The organism is Kitasatospora sp. NPDC089797 (assembly GCF_040684795.1).
In the GTDB taxonomy this organism is placed as follows: Bacteria; Actinomycetota; Actinomycetes; order Streptomycetales; family Streptomycetaceae; genus Kitasatospora.
Map to the genome: position 1 here is coordinate 24,166 of NZ_JBFBGS010000064.1, position 17,150 is coordinate 41,315.

The 17,150-nt window shown below is 73.3% G+C and carries 15 protein-coding genes and 1 pseudogene; 1 reads left to right on the forward strand and 15 read right to left on the reverse strand.

Annotation, left to right across the window (positions count from 1 at the left end):
* Window positions 1-140: 140 nt before the first annotated feature.
* The 13 genes and pseudogenes from AB0O91_RS35945 to AB0O91_RS36005 form a co-directional block, all read right to left on the reverse strand.
* A complete protein-coding gene (locus AB0O91_RS35945; protein ID WP_363442236.1) occupies window positions 141-299 on the reverse strand; it encodes a hypothetical protein in 159 nt (52 codons plus the stop codon).
* A gap of 288 nt (window positions 300-587) precedes the next feature.
* Window positions 588-2,099, reverse strand: a complete 1,512-nt coding sequence (gatB, locus tag AB0O91_RS35950) for an Asp-tRNA(Asn)/Glu-tRNA(Gln) amidotransferase subunit GatB (RefSeq protein WP_363442238.1) — start codon at window positions 2,097-2,099, stop codon at window positions 588-590.
* Window positions 2,100-2,172: 73 nt separating this feature from the next.
* The gene (locus AB0O91_RS35955; protein ID WP_363442282.1) at window positions 2,173-2,445 is read right to left on the reverse strand and encodes a hypothetical protein; all 273 of its coding nucleotides are present in this window, start codon (window positions 2,443-2,445) and stop codon (window positions 2,173-2,175) included.
* A 5-nt stretch (window positions 2,446-2,450) separates the two neighbouring features.
* Complete coding sequence (gene gatA / locus AB0O91_RS35960) at window positions 2,451-3,944, reverse strand: Asp-tRNA(Asn)/Glu-tRNA(Gln) amidotransferase subunit GatA (protein WP_363442240.1); 1,494 nt, start codon at window positions 3,942-3,944, stop codon at window positions 2,451-2,453.
* A 5-nt stretch (window positions 3,945-3,949) separates the two neighbouring features.
* A complete protein-coding gene (gatC, locus tag AB0O91_RS35965; RefSeq protein WP_030057414.1) occupies window positions 3,950-4,246 on the reverse strand; it encodes an Asp-tRNA(Asn)/Glu-tRNA(Gln) amidotransferase subunit GatC in 297 nt (98 codons plus the stop codon).
* A 199-nt stretch (window positions 4,247-4,445) separates the two neighbouring features.
* Window positions 4,446-6,215: pseudogene (locus AB0O91_RS35970) on the reverse strand (bifunctional diguanylate cyclase/phosphodiesterase); the annotation flags it as partial.
* A gap of 385 nt (window positions 6,216-6,600) precedes the next feature.
* Window positions 6,601-8,889, reverse strand: a complete 2,289-nt coding sequence (ligA, locus tag AB0O91_RS35975) for an NAD-dependent DNA ligase LigA (protein ID WP_363442242.1) — start codon at window positions 8,887-8,889, stop codon at window positions 6,601-6,603.
* A gap of 19 nt (window positions 8,890-8,908) precedes the next feature.
* Entirely contained in the window at window positions 8,909-9,919 is a 1,011-nt protein-coding gene (locus tag AB0O91_RS35980) for a methionine synthase (RefSeq protein WP_363442244.1), read from the reverse strand.
* A gap of 50 nt (window positions 9,920-9,969) precedes the next feature.
* Window positions 9,970-10,659, reverse strand: a complete 690-nt coding sequence (locus AB0O91_RS35985; protein WP_363442246.1) for an SDR family oxidoreductase — start codon at window positions 10,657-10,659, stop codon at window positions 9,970-9,972.
* 13 nt (window positions 10,660-10,672) lie between these two features.
* Window positions 10,673-11,197: a TIGR00730 family Rossman fold protein gene (locus tag AB0O91_RS35990; protein WP_363442248.1), complete on the reverse strand. Its 525-nt coding sequence runs from the start codon at window positions 11,195-11,197 to the stop codon at window positions 10,673-10,675.
* Window positions 11,198-11,239: 42 nt separating this feature from the next.
* Window positions 11,240-11,863: a helix-turn-helix domain-containing protein gene (locus tag AB0O91_RS35995; RefSeq protein ID WP_363442250.1), complete on the reverse strand. Its 624-nt coding sequence runs from the start codon at window positions 11,861-11,863 to the stop codon at window positions 11,240-11,242.
* 38 nt (window positions 11,864-11,901) lie between these two features.
* On the reverse strand, window positions 11,902-13,038 hold the full coding sequence (mnmA, locus tag AB0O91_RS36000) for a tRNA 2-thiouridine(34) synthase MnmA (RefSeq protein WP_363442252.1): 1,137 nt from the start codon (window positions 13,036-13,038) through the stop codon (window positions 11,902-11,904).
* Between the two features lie 47 nt (window positions 13,039-13,085).
* Window positions 13,086-14,267: a cysteine desulfurase family protein gene (locus AB0O91_RS36005; protein WP_363442254.1), complete on the reverse strand. Its 1,182-nt coding sequence runs from the start codon at window positions 14,265-14,267 to the stop codon at window positions 13,086-13,088.
* Between the two features lie 156 nt (window positions 14,268-14,423).
* On the opposite strand from AB0O91_RS36005, the gene AB0O91_RS36010 reads away from it, so the two are divergent.
* Window positions 14,424-15,191 (forward strand): IclR family transcriptional regulator, encoded by a 768-nt coding sequence (locus AB0O91_RS36010; protein WP_363442256.1) that lies wholly within the window; start codon window positions 14,424-14,426, stop codon window positions 15,189-15,191.
* On the opposite strand, the gene AB0O91_RS36015 is transcribed toward AB0O91_RS36010, so the two are convergent.
* Together AB0O91_RS36015 and AB0O91_RS36020 are read right to left on the reverse strand one after the other, a co-directional pair.
* Window positions 15,097-15,756: a trimeric intracellular cation channel family protein gene (locus AB0O91_RS36015; protein ID WP_363442258.1), complete on the reverse strand. Its 660-nt coding sequence runs from the start codon at window positions 15,754-15,756 to the stop codon at window positions 15,097-15,099. The two genes, AB0O91_RS36010 and AB0O91_RS36015, sit on opposite strands and share 95 nt — an antisense overlap.
* Before the next feature lie 337 nt (window positions 15,757-16,093).
* Window positions 16,094-17,140 (reverse strand): dipeptide ABC transporter ATP-binding protein, encoded by a 1,047-nt coding sequence (locus tag AB0O91_RS36020; RefSeq protein ID WP_363442260.1) that lies wholly within the window; start codon window positions 17,138-17,140, stop codon window positions 16,094-16,096.
* Between the last annotated feature and the right edge of the window lie 10 nt (window positions 17,141-17,150).

Sequence of the window (17,150 nt, forward strand, 5' to 3'; positions counted from 1 at the left end):
GGCGAGCATGCCATAGCCGGAGCCGCGGGTGAGAGGGGTTATCTCCCCAGGCGAACGGGGTGGACGCCCGGAGGGGGAGGCGCTCTCCCGCAGCGCCTCCCCCTCCGCAACTCCCTCGACACCGCCGTGGTGCCGCACCGTCAGCACTCCGGCTGACGCACGGGGCGCCGCTGGAAGCGGGCGGCCACCGGACGGCGGCGCAGCCGGCGGGCCTGGCGGGCCTCGCGGACCAGGCGCTCGTGCTCGGCGCGGAGCTCGAGCTCGTGGGCCTGCTGCTGGATGAGCTGGTACTCGATCACTTCGGGTTCCCCCTCGGGTTTCACCTTCGTTTCCCTGACGAGTAAGAGCTTCCTCCCCCAGCAGGGGGTGCCACATCGGGAGCGTGCCCCATCTTCCGAAGGCCGGACGCCTTAGATGGGGCGCGAAAAAAGGTTTAAGGCCCCATCTCACCTAGATACGTAGGTGAGATGGGGCCTTAGGCCTTACTTAGAGGGCCTTAGATGCCTTAGACGCCTTAGGAAGGCCGCCTTGACAGCTCAGACCGCGGAGCTGCTCAGGCCGAGACGCCGAGCCGCTCCAGGCCGGGTCTACTGTCCTTCCACGCCGAGCCGCTCCAGGATGAGGTCCTTGACCCGGGCCGCGTCCGCCTGGCCGCGGGTGGCCTTCATGACCGCGCCGACCAGCGCGCCCACGGCCTGGACCTTGCCGTCGCGGATCTTGGCGGCGATCGCCTCGTTCTCGGCGATGGCCTGGTCGACGGCGGCGCCCAGCGCGGAGTCGTCCGAGACCACGGCCAGGCCGCGCTTCTCGACGACCTCGTCCGGCTCGCCCTCGCCGGCCAGCACGGCCTCGATGACCTGCCGGGCCAGCTTGTCGTTCAGCTTGCCCTCGGCGACCAGCGCGGTGACCCGGGCGACCTGCGCCGGGGTGATCGGCTGCTCGCTCAGCTCGGTGCCGGTCTCGTTGGCGCGACGGGCCAGCTCGCCCATCCACCACTTGCGGGCCTGGTCGGCGGGGGCGCCGGCCGCGATGGTCTCCAGGATCGGCTCGACCGCACCGGCGTTGAGCACCGACTGCATGTCCTTGTCGGACAGGCCCCACTCGGCCTGCAGCCGGGCGCGACGCACCCGCGGCAGCTCCGGCAGACCGGCCCGCAGCTCCTCGACCCACGCCCGGGCGGGGGCCACCGGCACCAGGTCCGGCTCGGGGAAGTAGCGGTAGTCCTCGGCGTTGTCCTTGATCCGGCCCGAGGTGGTGCTGCCGTCCTCCTCGTGGAAGTGACGGGTCTCCTGGACGATGGTGCCGCCGTCGGTCAGCACGGTCGCGTGCCGCTGGATCTCGAACCGGGCGGCCCGCTCCACGCTGCGCAGCGAGTTGACGTTCTTGGTCTCCGAGCGGGTGCCGAAGGTCTCGGTGCCGTTCGGGCGCAGCGACAGGTTGACGTCGCAGCGCATCTGGCCCTTGTCCATCCGGGCCTCGGAGACGCCCAGCGCCTTGATCAGCTCGCGCAGCTCGGCCACGTACGCCTTGGCGACCTCGGGGGCGCGCTCGCCCGCACCGACGATCGGCTTGGTGACGATCTCGATCAGCGGGATGCCGGCCCGGTTGTAGTCGAGCAGCGAGTGGGTGGCCCCGTGGATGCGCCCGGTGGCGCCGCCGACGTGGCTGGACTTGCCGGTGTCCTCCTCCATGTGGGCGCGCTCGATCTCCACCCGGAAGGTCGAGCCGTCCTCCAGCTGCACGTCGAGGTAGCCGTTGAAGGCGATCGGCTCGTCGTACTGCGAGGTCTGGAAGTTCTTGGGCATGTCCGGGTAGAAGTAGTTCTTCCGCGCGAACCGGCACCACTCGGCGATCTCGCAGTTCAGCGCCAGGCCGATCTTGACGGCCGACTCCACGCCCACCGCGTTGACCACCGGCAGCGAACCCGGCAGGCCCAGACAGGTCGGGCAGGTCTGGCTGTTCGGCTCGGCGCCCAGCTCGGTCGAGCAACCGCAGAACATCTTGGTCTTGGTGCCCAGCTCGACGTGGACCTCAAGGCCCATCACCGGGTCGTACGACGCGAGAGCGTCCTCGTAGGAGACCAGGTTCATGACGCTCACAGCGTCCCTTCTCACTTGAAGCTTGGGAGGTACGGGCCCGGCCCCGCACAGCACGCGGGGCCGGGCCGGGGCGTCAGCCCAGCAGCACGTCGTCGGAGGCGAGCTGGCGCAGCTCGCGCACCAGCAGGGCCGTGCCGGTGATCAGCGCGGCGGCGCCGACCAGGGCGTTGACCAGCTTGAGGGTGTCGCTCTCCTCGCGGGCCTTGCGGACGTCCTTGACGACGGAGACCGCACCGAACGCGCTGGTGCCGATGGACAGCCACAGGCCGGGCTTGCTGTGCTTGAAGCCCTTGAGGGAGCTCGAGCCCGGGGTCTTGACGGAGCTCGGGGCCTTGGCCTTCTCGATCTTGCTCACAGTGCCGGTACCTCCTCCAGCAGGGTGTGCCCCCACTTGTCGTTGAGTGCGGCCTCGACGGCGCCGCCCACGCGGTACAGGCGGTCGTCCGCCATCGCGGGAGCGATGATCTGCAGGCCGACCGGGAGATTGTCCTCCGGAGCCAGGCCGACCGGCAGCGACATGGCCGCGTTGCCCGCCAGGTTGGACGGGATCGTGCACAGGTCGGCCAGGTACATCGCCATCGGGTCGTCGGCGCGCTCGCCGATCGGGAAGGCGGTGGTCGGCGTGGTCGGCGAGACCAGGACGTCCACGCCGGCGAAGGCGGCGTCGAAGTCCCGCGAGATCAGCGTGCGGACCTTCTGGGCCGAGCCGTAGTAGGCGTCGTAGTAGCCCGAGGAGAGCGCGTAGGTGCCCAGGATGATGCGGCGCTTGACCTCGTCGCCGAAGCCGGCCTCGCGGGTCAGCGCGGTGACCTCCTCGGCCGAGCGCGAGCCGTCGTCGCCGACCCGCAGGCCGTAGCGCATGGCGTCGAAGCGGGCCAGGTTGGAGGAGCACTCCGAGGGCGCGATCAGGTAGTACGCCGGCAGCGCCAGGGTGAAGGACGGGCAGGACACCTCGACGACCTCGGCGCCCAGCTCGCGCAGCAGCTCCACCGACTCGTCGAAGCGCTGCATCACGCCGGCCTGGTAGCCCTCGCCGGCGAACTCCTTGACGACGCCGATCCGCATGCCGCGGACGTCGCGCATCCGCGCGGCCTCGACCACGGCCGGGACGGGCGCGTCGATCGAGGTGGAGTCCAGCGGGTCGTGCCCGGCGATCGCCTCGTGCAGCAGCGCCGCGTCCAGCACGGTGCGGGCGCACGGGCCGCCCTGGTCCAGGCTGCTGGAGAAGGCGACCAGGCCGTAGCGGGACACCGAGCCGTAGGTCGGCTTGACGCCGACGGTGCCGGTGACGGCGCCGGGCTGGCGGATCGAGCCGCCGGTGTCGGTGCCGATCGCCAGCGGGGCCTCGAAGGCGGCCAGCGCGGCGGCCGAGCCGCCGCCGGAGCCGCCGGGGATGCGGGTGAGGTCCCACGGGTTGCCGGTCGGGCCGTAGGCGGAGTTCTCGGTGGAGGAGCCCATCGCGAACTCGTCCATGTTGGTCTTGCCGAGGATGACGACGCCGGCGTCCTTGAGACGGGTGGTCAGGGTGGCGTCGTAGGGCGGGATCCAGCCCTCCAGCATCTTCGACCCGCAGGTGGTCGGGATGCCCTTGGTGGTGAAGACGTCCTTCAGCGCGAGCGGGACGCCGGCCAGCGGGCCCAGCTCCTCGCCCTTGGCGCGCTTCTCGTCGACGGCCTTGGCGGCGGCCAGCGCACCCTCGGTGTCGACGTGCAGGAAGGCGTTGACCTTCTTGTCGACGGCCTCGATGCGGTCCAGGTGCGCCTGGGCGACCTCGACGGCGGAGACCTCGCCCTTGGCGATGGCGCCCGCGGTCTCGGCGGCGGTGTAGTGAATCAGCTCGGTCATCTCGGTCAGTCCTCCCCGAGGATCTGCGGCACACGGAAACGCTGCTCCTCGGCGGCGGGGGCGCCGGACAGCGCCTGCTCCGGGGTGAGCGAGGGCCGCACCTCGTCCGCGCGCATGACGTTGGTCAGCGGCAGCGGGTGGGAGGTCGGCGGGACGTCCTGTCCGGCGACCTCGGAAACGCGGGCGACCGCGCCGATGATCACGTCGAGCTGCTCGGCGAAGTGGTCCAGCTCTTCGGGCTTCAGCTCAAGACGCGACAGCCGGGCGAGGTGGGCGACCTCCTCGCGCGTGATGCCAGGCATGCAGCGATCCTCAGGGTGAGTTCTGGTGAGACCCGGCGACGCCTGCGGCGGTGCCGGGCCCGGGCAGGAGCAGCCGGGTTCGGCGCTCCGTCCTCGTGGTCTTTGCACCCCATCCTATGGGGCCCGACCCGGCCACCGGCCAACGAGTGGACCCGCGCCCCCGACACCGCGGCCTCCGGCGCGGTCCGCGCCGCTGTCCTCACTGCGGCCCGGTGCGGGCCCAGCCCGCCGCGCCCGGCGCCCGGAAGCCGATCTGCGCGGCCGGCAGCGCCTGGGTGCGCGCCACGGCCTGGGTGCGCGGCACCGCCTGGAGGGCGGGCGGCAGCACCGGCGGGAGGGTCGGCGGCAGCACCGGGGGCAGCGCGCCGGGCTGGGCGGCCGGCTTGATCCCGGTGGGCCGGTCGACCGGCTTGACGACCGGCGGGAGCTGCGACGCGGGGCCGAAGCGCTCCACCGTCGGGGCGCCGGTGGTGCGGTGCACCCGCAGCCAGGCGGTGGCCTGTTCGGCGGGCAGCGCGGCCGAGACCAGCCAGCCCTGGACGGCGTCCACGCCCATGCAGTGCAGCCGTTCCCAGGTCTCGTCGTCCTCGACGCCCTCGGCGACCACGGTCAGGCCGAGCGAGTGGGCCAGCTCCACCGAGCAGCGGACCACCGCGGCGTCGTGGTCGTCGGCGACCATCCGGGAGACGAAGGAGCGGTCGATCTTCAGCTCGCCGACCGGCAGGCTGCGCAGCCGCACCAGCGAGGAGTGGCCGGTGCCGAAGTCGTCCAGGGACATCCCGACGCCGTAGCCGCGCAGTTCGGCGAGGGTGTCGGCGGCGCGCCGCGAGTCGTCCAGCAGCAGCCGCTCGGTGATCTCCAGCTGGAGCGCGTGGGCCGGGACCTGGTGGCGGACCAGGTGGCCGGCGACGCGCTGGGCGAACCCGGGGTTGAGCACGTCGCGCGGCGAGACGTTCACCGCGACCTGTACCTGGAGGCCCTGGTCGCGCCAGTAGGCGAGCTGGCCGACGGCCGCCTCCAGCACGTAGTCGGTGAGCCGGGGCATCAGGCCGCTGGACTCGGCGAGGCCGACGAACTCGTCCGGGGAGACCTTCCCCTGCCCGGGCCGCTCCCAGCGCAGCAGCGCCTCCAGGCCGACCACCCGGCCGTCGAAGGCGACCTTCGGCTGGTAGTGCAGCTGCACCTCGCCGGTCTCCAGGGCCCGGCGGAGGTCCCCGAGCAGACCGATCCGGTACGGGGTGTCGGCGTCCTGGGTCTCGTCGTACTGGGCCACCCCGCTGCACTCGCGCTGGGCGTGGCCCATCGCGACGTCGGCGCGGCGCAGCAGCGACTCGGCGTCCTGGGCGTGCTGCGGGTGGACGCAGACGCCGGCGGTGGCCTCCAGCACCAGCAGCAGCCCGTCCAGCCGGATCGGGGCGGCGAGTTCGGCGATGAGCGCCTTGGCGACGCGCTCCAGGCTGTCCGGGCAGTTGATGCCGGGGAGCAGGACGGCGAACTCGTCGCCGCCCATCCGGGCCACCATCGGGCGGCCGCGGCGGTAGTGCCGGGGCAGGCCGGCGAAGACGTCGTCGATGGACTCCCGGGTGGCGCTGCCGGCCGGCCCGCCGGAGCGCAGCGCCCGGTGCAGTCGGCGGGCGATGTGAACCAGCAACCGGTCACCGGCCGTATGACCAAGTGTGTCGTTGAGTGATCGGAATCGATCGAGGTCAAGCAGGATGAGACCGACGCTGCACCCTTCCTCGCGCTCGGCGATCGCCTCCTGGGCGGCGAGCAGAAGGGCCTGACGGTTGGGCAGATCCGTCAGCGGGTCGGTCAGCTGGTCGCGGGCGCGATCCCGGGCGATCCGCCAGGCCGCCACCAGGACGGCCAGCGGCACCGCGAAGAGCGGCAGCAGTTCGGGTTCGTACCGGTAGACCAGGACGGCCAGCGGGATGAGCGGCGCGGCTCCGGCCAGCAGCACGCCGAGCAGCAGGACCGCACCTGCCACCCCCTGCGGCGGGCGTGTGGGCACGCCGCCGGTCGTACGATCCATAAGCCCTGTCCTCCGTCGGGCCCGCCCCGTCAGGCCGCCTTACGGTGAGGCACCGTGCCGGTACCGACAGCTGCCGGGCATGGAGCGACCCCGAGGAGCACCGGCTCAGCCGGTGCCCCCACCCCTGCTGACACTCTGTTGCGCTCCAGGGTATGCCGGGGTCCACCCGGTGGGCAGACTTTCGGACAACCGGAAACGCGCCACCGCGCCCGGGTGTCGCACAGTGACACAATGCCCGCTTTCACGGGACGACACCCGATGACGTTGCATCAGGACGATAACAACACGGATCCGGCCCCCGGCCGATCGGGGCCGTCCCGGATCAGCCCTCCGCGGCGGCCTGCGCGGGCTCCGCGGCCGGCTCCGGCTCCGGAAGCCCCAGGTGGGCGCGGGCGGCGGACGGCCCGTCGGCGAGCAGCACGGCGAAGCCCGCGTCGTCCAGCACCGGCAGTCCGAGCTGAACGGCCTTGTCGTACTTGGATCCCGGATTGTCGCCGGCGACCACAAAGTCGGTCTTCTTCGAAACCGAACCGGTCACCTTCGCTCCGCGCGAGGTCAGCGCCTCCTTGGCGCCGTCCCGGGTGTGGCCGGCCAGCGTTCCGGTCACCACCACCGTCAGGCCCTCCAGCGGACGCTCCGCCTCCTCCTCGTCCGCGAACTCCTCGACGAAGCGCACGCCCGCGGCGCGCCACTTCTCCAGGATCTCGCGGTGCCACTCCTCCTCGAACCACTCCTTGATCGAGCGGGCGATGGTCGGACCGACGCCCTCGACCGCCGCCAGCTCCTCCTCGGTGGCCGAGAAGACCCTGTCCAGGTCACGGAACTCCCGGGCCAGCTGCTGGGCCGCGACCGGGCCCACGTGCCGGATCGACAGGCCGTTCAGGAAGCGCCAGAGCGGGCGGTCCTTCGCCCCCTCCAGGTTGTCCAGCAGGGTCTGCAACGACTTCTTCGGCTCCCCCTTGGTGGTCGCGAAGAAGAAGACCTCCTTCTCCGTGCCCGTCCGGTCGTCCAGCTTGGGCATGCCGGTCTTCTGGTCGCGCACCAGCACCTTGATCGGCAGCAGCTGCTCCTCGGTCAGCCCGAAGACGTCGCCCTCGTTGCGCACCGGCGCCTCGGCCGGCTCCAGCGGCTGGGTCAGCGCGGTGGCCGCGACGTAGCCCAGCCCCTCGACGTCCAGGCACGACCGACCGCCGAGGAAGGCGATCCGCTCCCGGATCTGGGCCGGGCAGTGCTGGGCGTTCGGGCAGCGCAGGTCGATGTCCCCCTCGGACATCGGGCGCAGCTCGGTGCCGCACTCCGGGCAGTGCGAGGGCATCACGAAGGCCTGCTCGGTGCCGTCCCGCAGGTCGTAGACCGGGCCGAGGATCTCGGGGATCACGTCGCCGGCCTTGCGCAGCACGACGGTGTCGCCGAGCAGGACGTCCTTGGCCTTGACGATCTCCTGGTTGTGCAGCGTCGCGTACTGCACCATCGAGCCGGCCACCTTCACCGGCTCGGCCAGCACCGCGTACGGGGTGGCCCGGCCGGTGCGGCCGATGCCGACCTTGATCTCGGCCAGCTTGCCGGTGACCTCCTCCGGCGGGTACTTCCAGGCGATGGCCCAGCGCGGGGACTTGGAGGTGGCGCCGAGCCGGCCCTGGAGGGCGATCTCGTCGACCTTGACCACGACGCCGTCGATCTCGTGCTCGACCGAGTGCCGCTGCTCGCCGAAGTGCTTGATGAAGGCCCGCACTTCGGCCAGCGTGCCGACCACCCGGTTGTGCCGGGCGGTGGGCAGGCCCCAGTCGTGCAGCAGTCGGTAGGCGTGCGACTGGTTGTCGATGTCGAAGCCGACCCGGGCCCCGATGCCGTGCACCACCATGTGCAGCGGGCGGGAGGCGGTGACGTGCGGGTCCTTCTGGCGCAACGAACCGGCGGCGGCGTTGCGGGGGTTCATGAACAGCCGGATCAGGGCCCGGGGCCGCCGGCCCTCCGCGGCGCGCTCCTCGTTCTCCTGCCGGCGGCGCTCGTTCTCCGCCGCGAAGGAGGCGTTGAGCGCGTCGAACTCCTCGGTCGGGAAGTACACCTCGCCGCGGATCTCCACCAGCTCGGGGACGTCCTCGCCGCTGAGCCGGTGCGGGATCTCCTTGATGGTGCGGACGTTGGCGGTGATGTCCTCGCCGACCCGGCCGTCGCCGCGGGTCGCCGCCTGCACCAAGTGGCCGTTCTCGTACGTGAGGTTGACGGCCAGGCCGTCCACCTTGAGCTCGCACAGGTAGTGGTAGTCGATGCCGTCCAGCTCGCCGGCGACCCGGTCCGCCCAGGCGCCGAGCTCCTCGTCGTCCATCGCGTTGTCCAGGCTGAGCAGCCGCTCGCGGTGCTCGACCTCGGCGAACAGCGCGGTGGGCGCGCCGCCGACCCGCTGCGACGGCGAGTCCGGCGTCACCAGGGCCGGGTGCTCGGCCTCCAGCGCCTCCAGCTCGCGCATCAGCGCGTCGAACTCGGCGTCGCTGACGACGGGCGCGTCCTGCTCGTAGTAGCGGGCGCGGTGGTCGGTGATCTCCTTCGCCAGGTCGGCGTGCCGCCGGCGCACCTCCGCCGGGACGTCCTCCCAGCCCTCGACAGCCGTCACCGCAAGCCCTCCTACGTTCTCATTCCGGGTTGTCCACCAGGCTCTGCGCCGCCCGCGCCGCGAGCGACAGCGCCGTGCGGGCGTACGCCGGGGAGGCCCCGGCCAGACCGCAGGTCGGCGTCACCAGCACGCGGCGGCCCAGCAGCTCCGGAGCGAACCCGAGCCTGCGCCACAAGGTCCTGATCCCCTGGACACTACCGGCCGGGTCGGACACTGCCTGGTCAGTGGCGGGGACGACACCGGCGAGGATCACCGTGCCGCCCTCCACCGCCTCGCCGAGGTCGTCGTCCTGGCGCTCGGTGAGGAGCGAGAAGTCCAGCGAGATCCCGGCGACGCCGGCCCGGCGCAGCAGCGGGACGGGGACGTCCGGGGCGCAGGAGTGCAGCACCACGGGCGCGTCCAGGCCGCGGACCAGCTCCCGCAGCACCTCCTCGGCGACCTGCCGGTCGACCGCCCGCAGCCGCTGGAAGCCGCTGGCGGTCCGCACCCGGCCGGCCAGCACGGCGGGCAGCGAGGGCTCGTCCAGTTGGAGGACCACCTCGGCGCCCGGGACGCGCCGGCGCACCTCGGCGAGGTGCCGGCGCAGCCCCTCGGTGAGCGAGCCGGCGATGTCCCGGCAGGCGCCGTGGTCGGCGAGCGCCTTCTCGCCGTGCTTGAGCTCGATGCTCGCCGCCAGCGTCCACGGCCCGACGGCCTGCACCTTGAGCGGGCCCCGGTGGCCCTGGGTGAACTCCTCCAGGGCGTCCAGGTCCTCACCGAGCCAGGAGCGGGCCCGCCGGGTGTCCCGGCCGGGGTGGTCGGTGAACCGCCAGCCGCTCGGCTCGGTCTGCGCGAACAGCTCGACCAGCAGGCCGGCGCCGCGGCCGATCATGTCGGCGCCCGGGCCGCGGGCGGGCAGCTCCGGCAGGAAGGGCAGGTGCTCCAGCGCGCCGGTGGCGGTCCTGGCGGCCTCCCGGGCGTCGGTGCCGGGCAGCGAGCCGACGCCGGTGGCGGCGCCGCGCAGGTCGGGGAAGGGGTGTCCGGTGGTCACCCGTCCGAGCCTAGTGCCGTGTCACCAGTGCGCGGCGCCGGTGCTCCGGTTCAGTACCCGGGGCGGACGGTGAGGTCGGTGATCTCGGCGTCCCGGGAGGCGTCCAGGGCGGCCAGCACCGCCCGGGCGACGGACTCCGGCTCGATCCAGCGGCCGGCGTCGTACTCCTTGCCCTCCTGCTGGTGCACCTTGGCCTGCATCGCGGTGGCGGTGCGGCCCGGGTAGACCGAGGTGACCCGGACGCCGTTCGCGTGCTCCTCCTGGCGCAGCGCGTCGGCGAGCGCCTTCAGGCCGTGCTTGCTCGCCGCGTAGGCCGACCACTCGGCGTGGGCGGTGAGGCCGGCGCCGGAGTTGACGAACACCACGTGGCCCCTGGCGAGGCGCAGCGAGGGCAGCAGCAGCCGGGTCAGTTCGGCGGGGGCGACCAGGTTGACGTTCAGGGTGTCCTGCCAGGCCTTCACCGGCAGCTCGCCCACGGTGCCCAGCTCCACCGCGCCGGCCACGTGCAGGACCGAGTCCAGCTCGACGGGCAGCGCCTGGTGCCCGAAGGCCCAGGACAGCTTGCCGGGCTCGCCGAGGTCCCCGACCAGGGTGCGGGCGCCGGGGAACCGGTCGCGCAGTTCGCCGGCCCGCCGGGCGTCCCGGGCGAGCAGCCAGAGCTCGTCCCCCCGCTCGGCGAGCTTCCCGGCCAGGACGGCGCCGATGCCGGAGCCGGCGCCGGTGATCAGATGTGCAGCCATGGTCCCGATCCTCTCAGGCCTTGAGCTGCGCGAACACCTCGGCCGGTGTGTCGGCGAAGCCGACCAGCTCGGCGAGCGGCCGGGGCAGGAAGCCCTCGGCGTCCATCCGCTCCAGCTGGGTGCGCAGGCCCGCGTAGAAGCCCTCGGTGTCCAGCAGGACGACCGGCTTGTCGAAGATCCCGTGCTTCTTGAGCTCCAGCACCTCGGTGACCTCGTCCATCGTGCCCAGGCCGCCGACCAGCACCACGACGGCGTCCGCGCGGGCCGCCAACTCCCGCTTGCGCTCGGCCAGATCGGCCGTCATCACGAGCTCGTCGGCGCCGGCGTACCCCTTGTGCTTCAGCATCTCGACCATGACCCCGACCAGCCGGCCGCCGGCGGCCTTGACCTCGTCGGCGAGCAGCCCCATCAGTCCGGCGTTGGAACCGCCCCACACCAGGGTGTGCCCGCCCTCCCCGAGGAGCCGGGCGAACTCGGCGGCGGGGGCGGAGTAGCGGTCGTCGAGCGAGTACGCGGAGCAGAAGACACAGATGTTCATAGTGTCGTCTGGTTTATCACGCCCGGCCGCCCCCGCCCACCGTCATTCCGGGCGGAGCCCCGCGACGAGCAGCCGCACCAGTCGGCGCGCGTCGTAGCGGGGGTCGCTGTCGGCGCCGATGCAGAGGTTGCCGACGCCGCGCAGCAGCGCGTAGGCGTCCAGGCCGGGGCGGATCCCGTCGGCCGCCTCGGCGGCCCGGAGGAGTTCGGCGCAGACCGGCAGCAGCCGGTCCAGGAAGTGGGCGTGCAGACCGTCGAAGGTCGCGTTGTCCCCCTGCAGCGCGGCGGCCAGCCCGTGCTTGGTGACCAGGAAGTCGACGAAGAGGTCGATCCAGCGGGCCAGCGCGGCGTGCGGGGTGGGGCCCTCGGCCAGCAGGGCCGGGCCGGCCCCGGCGCAGGCGTCGATCTGGTGCCGGTAGACGGCGATGACCAGGTCCGCCCGGGTCGGGAAGTGCCGGTAGATGGTGCCCACCCCGACGCCGGCCCGGGCGGCGATGTCGCGCACCGGAGCCTCCACGCCGGCGGCGACGAAGGCCGCGGCCGCCGCGTCGAGCAGGGCCTCCCGGTTGCGCCGGGCGTCCTTGCGCCGGGTCTCCCCGGGCGCGGCCTCCCCCGGCCCGGTCCCTCCGCGCTCGTCGGGGGCCTCGCCCCGGGCGCCTTCGTTCATCGCGCGGTCCCTTCCACCGGCGTCGTCACCCGCCGTCCTCAGGCGTGCACGGCCGGGCGCTCGGTGGTGGCGATGGTGGCGGAGCCGATGACCCGGGTGCCGTCGTAGAGGACCACGGCCTGGCCGGGGGCGATGCCGCGGGCGGGGGCGTCGAGGCGGACGTGCAGGGTGTCGTCGACCATCGAGGCGGTGACCGGCACCTCCTCGCCGTGGGCGCGCAGCTGGGCGGTGTAGCGGCCCTCGGTCAGCGGCTCGGTGCCGCACCAGCGGGGGCGGATCGCGGTCAGGGCGGTGACGTCCAGGCCCTCGACCGGGCCGACCGTGACGGTGTTGTTCACCGGGGAGATGTCCAGGACGTAGCGCGGCTTGCCGTCGGCGGCCGGGCGGCCGATCCGCAGGCCCTTGCGCTGGCCGATGGTGAAGCCGTACGCGCCGTCGTGCTCGCCCAGCTTGGTGCCGTCCACGTCGAGGATGTCGCCGGTGGCGGTGCCCAGGTGCCGGGCCAGGAAGCCCTGGGTGTCGCCGTCGGCGATGAAGCAGATGTCGTGGCTGTCCGGCTTCTTGGCGACGGCCAGGCCGCGGCGCTCGGCCTCGGCCCGGATCTCCTCCTTGGTGGTGTCGCCGAGCGGGAAGAGCGAGTGGGCGAGCTGCTCCGCGTCCAGCACGCCGAGGACGTAGGACTGGTCCTTGGCGCCGTCCACCGCGCGGTGCAGCTCGCGCTCCCCGGAGGGCAGGTCGACGACGCGGGCGTAGTGGCCGGTGCAGACGGCGTCGAAGCCCAGCGCGATCGCCTTGTCCAGCAGCGCGGCGAACTTGATCTTCTCGTTGCAGCGCAGGCAGGGGTTCGGGGTCCGCCCGGCGGCGTACTCGGCGACGAAGTCGTCGATCACGTCCTCGCGGAAGCGCTCGGCGAGGTCCCAGACGTAGAACGGGATGCCGATCACGTCGGCGGCCCGCCAGGCGTCCCGGGAGTCCTCGATGGTGCAGCAGCCGCGCGCACCGGTGCGGAAGGACTGCGGGTTCGCGGACAGCGCCAGGTGGACGCCCGTCACCTCGTGGCCGGCCTCGACGGCACGGGCCGCGGCGACGGCGGAGTCGACTCCGCCGGACATCGCCGCGAGCACGCGCAGACGGCCGGTGGACGGTGTGGTCGGGGCCCCCGGGAAGTCAGTCATGATGCCGACAAGCGTACGTGCTGGAGCGGCTGTTCCCGGAGTCGATCTCAGCGCCGCACGGATGCCAGGCCCGCGTTGCGCGCCCGCTGGACGGCCGGGGCGATCGCCCCGGTCAGTGCCGCGACGTCCGCCCCCACCGAGGTGTGGCCGAGCGAGAACCGCAGCGAGGCCCGGGCCAGCAGCGGGTCGACGCCCATCGCCAGCAGGACGTGGCTGGGCTGCGGCACCCCGGCCGAGCAGGCCGAGCCGGTCGAGCACTCGATGCCCTGGGCGTCCAGCAGCATCAGCAGCGCGTCGCCCTCGCAGCCGGGGAAGGAGAAGTGGGCGTTGGCGGGCAGCCGGCCCGTCCCCGCCGGATCGCCGTTGAGCACCGCGTCCGGCACGGCCGCCAGCACCCCGGCCACCAGCTCGTCGCGCAGCGCGCCCAGCATCACGGCCTGCTCGGCCCGGTGCTCGACGGCCCAGGCCGCGGCGGCCGCGAAACCGGCGGCGGCGGGGGCGTCCAGGGTGCCGGAGCGCACGTCGCGCTCCTGGCCGCCACCGTGCAGCAGCGGGACCGGCGCGGCACCGCGGGAGAGCAGCAGCGCGCCGATGCCGAACGGGCCGCCGACCTTGTGCCCGGTGACGGTGAGCGCGGTGAGCCCCGAGTCGGCGAAGGAGACCGGGACCTGGCCGAGCGCCTGCACCGCGTCGGCGTGCATCGGGATGCCGTACTCGGCCGCCACGGCGGCGAGTTCGCGCACCGGCTGGACGGTGCCGACCTCGTTGTTGGCCCACATCACGGTGACCAGGGCGACGGACGCGGGGTCGCGCTCGATCGCGCCGCGCAGCGCCTCGGGGTGTACCCGGCCGTGGCCGTCGACCGGCAGGTACTCCACCGTCGCGCCCTCGTGCTCGGAGAGCCAGTGCACCGCGTCCAGCACCGCGTGGTGCTCGACCGGGCTGCACAGCACCCGGGTGCGGGCCGGGTCGGCGTCCCGGCGGGACCAGTACAGGCCCTTGACCGCCAGGTTGTCGGACTCGGTGCCGCCACCGGTGAACACGATCTCGCTCGGGCGGGCGCCCAGCGAGTCGGCCAGCGACTCGCGGGACTCCTCGACCACCCGGCGGGCCCGGCGGCCGGCCGCGTGCAGGGCCGAGGCGTTGCCGACCACCCCCAGGTGCGCCGTCATCGCGGCGATCGCCTCGGGCAGCATCGGCGTGGTCGCCGCATGGTCCAGGTATGGCATAACCCCCCGATTGTAGAGGGCGCCCCGGCGCCCCGATCCAGAGCCCGCGTTGATCCGGCCACCGCGCGGACACCGGCGTCCGGCACTGGTTTGTACCACTGCACCGCCCAGCGGTTAGCCTGACGGACACGTCTCGCACGAGGTCCAGGGGGTGCTATGTCGCAGTCGGTCGACCGCGCGCTGACCCTGCTCGGCTCGCTCGGCGACGGACCGCTCTCGCTGGACCAGGCCGCCGGCCGCCTCGGGGTGCACAAGTCCACCGCGCTGCGGCTGCTGCGCACCCTGGAGGAGCACGGTTTCGTCCGCCGCCAGCCCGACCTGCGCTACCGGGTCGGCGGCAAGGTGCTGTCGCTGGCCCACCGGGCACTGGAGGACTTCGACGTCCGACAGGTCGCCGCGCCCTACCTGGCCGCGCTCAACGCCCGCTGCGGCTACACCGTCCGGCTGGCCGTGCTGGCCGACGGCGAGGTGCTCTACCTGGACGAGGTGGCCGGGCCCGCCGACACCGGACCGCCCCGGATCGGGCGCCGCGCCCCGGTGACCGGGACGGCGGTCGGGCGGGTGCTGCTCGCCGGACTGGCGCCGGCCGGGCCGGGCGAGGAGGCCGAGCTGGCGGCGGTGCGCCGACGGGGCTGGGCGGCCGAGTCGGCCGAGCACCGGGAGCCGGTGACCTGCGTGGCCGCGCCGGTCGCGGGCAGCGGCGGGCGGACGGTCGCGGCCTGTGCGCTGAGCGCCCCGGCCAGCCGGGTGCCACCGGCCGAGCTGGCCCGGATGCTGCCGGAGCTGCTCTGCACCGCCGAGGCGATCTCGCTCGCCTACGGCGGCTCGCCTACTCCTCGCTGGTGCGAGAACCGTTGCGGTGCCAGGCCCGCGGGGCACGCCAGCCGTACTTCAGGGCGAGCATCCGCAGCCCGAAGGCAGTGAGCGCGGCGGCGGTGCCGGTGGCCCCGGTGAGCCGGTCCGCACCGATCAGCAGCGCCACCAGGGCGGCGCCGACCAGCGCCGGCACGGCGTAGATCTCGCGGTCCCAGCGCAGCAGCGAGGGGATCTCCCCGGCCAGCACGTCGCGGATCACCCCGCCGCCGGCCGCTGTCACCATGCCGAGCGCGACGGAGGCGACCGCGCCCAGCCCGTAGTCGTGCGCCTTCGCGGTGCCGGTGACGCAGAACAGCCCGAGGCCGAGGGCGTCCAGGGTCTGCACCGCACGGTTGATCCGCTCGACCTCGGGGTGCAGGAAGAACACCACCAGCCCGGCCGCCAGCGGGGTGACGAAGTAGCCGAGGTTGGTGAAGGCGGCCACCGGCGTCGCCCCGATCACCAGGTCACGCATCACCCCGCCGCCGAGGGCCGTGACCTCGGCCAGCACACAGATCCCGAAGATGTCCATGTTCTTGCGGACGGCGAGCAGCGCTCCGGAGAGCGCGAAGACGAAGATGCCGACGAGGTCCAGCGACTGCTGCACGTCGGCGGGGAAGATCTGCGAACTCACCGTCCATGTGTACCCGATCCGGCGCGACTTTCCGGACCATGGTCACAGTCCGGATGAAATCGTCTCGTGGCGGCCGCGGGCCGCCGGGGCCGACCGGCCGCACCGGGACACGGCGAGAAGGCCGCCCGCCCCTCTCCGGGGTCGGGCGGCCTTCGTGCCGGTCGGGGCGGCGCTGGGCGTTCCCCTCGCCGCGCTCAGGGCGGCGCTGGGCGTTCCCCTCGCCGCGCTCCGGGCGGCGCTGGTCGTTCCCCTCGCCGCGCTCCGGGCGGCGCTGGTCGTTCCCCTCGCCGCGCTCCGGGCGGCGCTGGTCGTTCCCCTCGCCGCGCTCCGGGCGGTGCTAGTCGTTCCCCTCGCTGCGCTCAGGGAAGTGACACGCGACCTGGTGCCCGGTCTTCAGCGCGGTCAGCGGCGGCTCCTGCGAGGCGCAGACGTCCTGGGCCTTCCAGCAGCGGGTGCGGAAGCGGCAGCCGCTGGGCGGGTTGATCGGCGAGGGCACGTCGCCCTTGAGCAGGATCCGCTCGCGCCCGGCGGAGTGGCGCCGGCGCGGGTCCGGGACGGGGACGGCGGACATCAGGGCGTTGGTGTACGGGTGCATCGGGCTGCGGTAGAGCGAGTCCCGGTCGGCGATCTCGACGATCTTGCCGAGGTACATCACCGCCACCCGGTCCGAGACGTGCCGGACCACCGAGAGGTCGTGGGCGATGATCAGGTAGGTCAGGCCGAGCTCCTGCTGGAGGTCGTCCAGCAGGTTGACCACCTGGGCCTGGATGGAGACGTCCAGCGCCGAGACCGGCTCGTCCGCGATGATCATCTTCGGCTTGAGGGCGAGCGCCCGGGCGATGCCGATGCGCTGGCGCTGGCCGCCGGAGAACTCGTGCGGGTAGCGGTTGTAGTGCTCGGGGCTGAGTCCGCACAGCTCCAGCAGGTCCTGGACGGCCTTCTTGACCCCGCCCTCGGGCTGGACGCCCTGGAGCTTGAACGGCGCGCTGACGATGGTGCCGACGGTGTGCCGGGGGTTCAGCGAGGAGTACGGGTCCTGGAAGATCATCTGGATGTCCCGGCGCAGCGGGCGCATCCCGCCGACGCTCAGGTGGGTGATGTCGGTGCCCTCGAACTCGATGGTCCCGCCGGTCGGTTCGTCGAGCCGGGTGACCAGCCGCCCCATGGTCGACTTGCCGCAGCCGGACTCGCCGACGACGCCCAGCGTCTCGCCGGCGTTGACGGTGAAGTCGATGCCGTCGACGGCCCGCACCGCGCCGGTCTGGCGCCGCAGCAGTCCGCCGCGGATCGGGAAGTGCCGGGTCAGGCCGGTCACCTTGAGCAGCGGCTCGCGCTCGGCGGCGGGCGCCGGCGAAGGGATCGTGGCCCCCTGAGTGTCCGTCATCGGTTCTCTC

Coding starts and splice junctions, on each gene's coding strand:
- AB0O91_RS35995 (WP_363442250.1), bottom strand. CDS start 11,863: ATGAACGAAGGCGCCCGGGGCGAGGCCCCCGACGAGCGCGGAGGGACC.
- AB0O91_RS36010 (WP_363442256.1), top strand. CDS start 14,424: ATGTCGCAGTCGGTCGACCGCGCGCTGACCCTGCTCGGCTCGCTCGGC.
- mnmA (WP_363442252.1), bottom strand. CDS start 13,038: ATGACTGACTTCCCGGGGGCCCCGACCACACCGTCCACCGGCCGTCTG.
- AB0O91_RS36005 (WP_363442254.1), bottom strand. CDS start 14,267: ATGCCATACCTGGACCATGCGGCGACCACGCCGATGCTGCCCGAGGCG.
- AB0O91_RS35985 (WP_363442246.1), bottom strand. CDS start 10,659: ATGGCTGCACATCTGATCACCGGCGCCGGCTCCGGCATCGGCGCCGTC.
- AB0O91_RS36020 (WP_363442260.1), bottom strand. CDS start 17,140: ATGACGGACACTCAGGGGGCCACGATCCCTTCGCCGGCGCCCGCCGCC.
- gatA (WP_363442240.1), bottom strand. CDS start 3,944: ATGACCGAGCTGATTCACTACACCGCCGCCGAGACCGCGGGCGCCATC.
- AB0O91_RS35990 (WP_363442248.1), bottom strand. CDS start 11,197: ATGAACATCTGTGTCTTCTGCTCCGCGTACTCGCTCGACGACCGCTAC.
- gatC (WP_030057414.1), bottom strand. CDS start 4,246: ATGCCTGGCATCACGCGCGAGGAGGTCGCCCACCTCGCCCGGCTGTCG.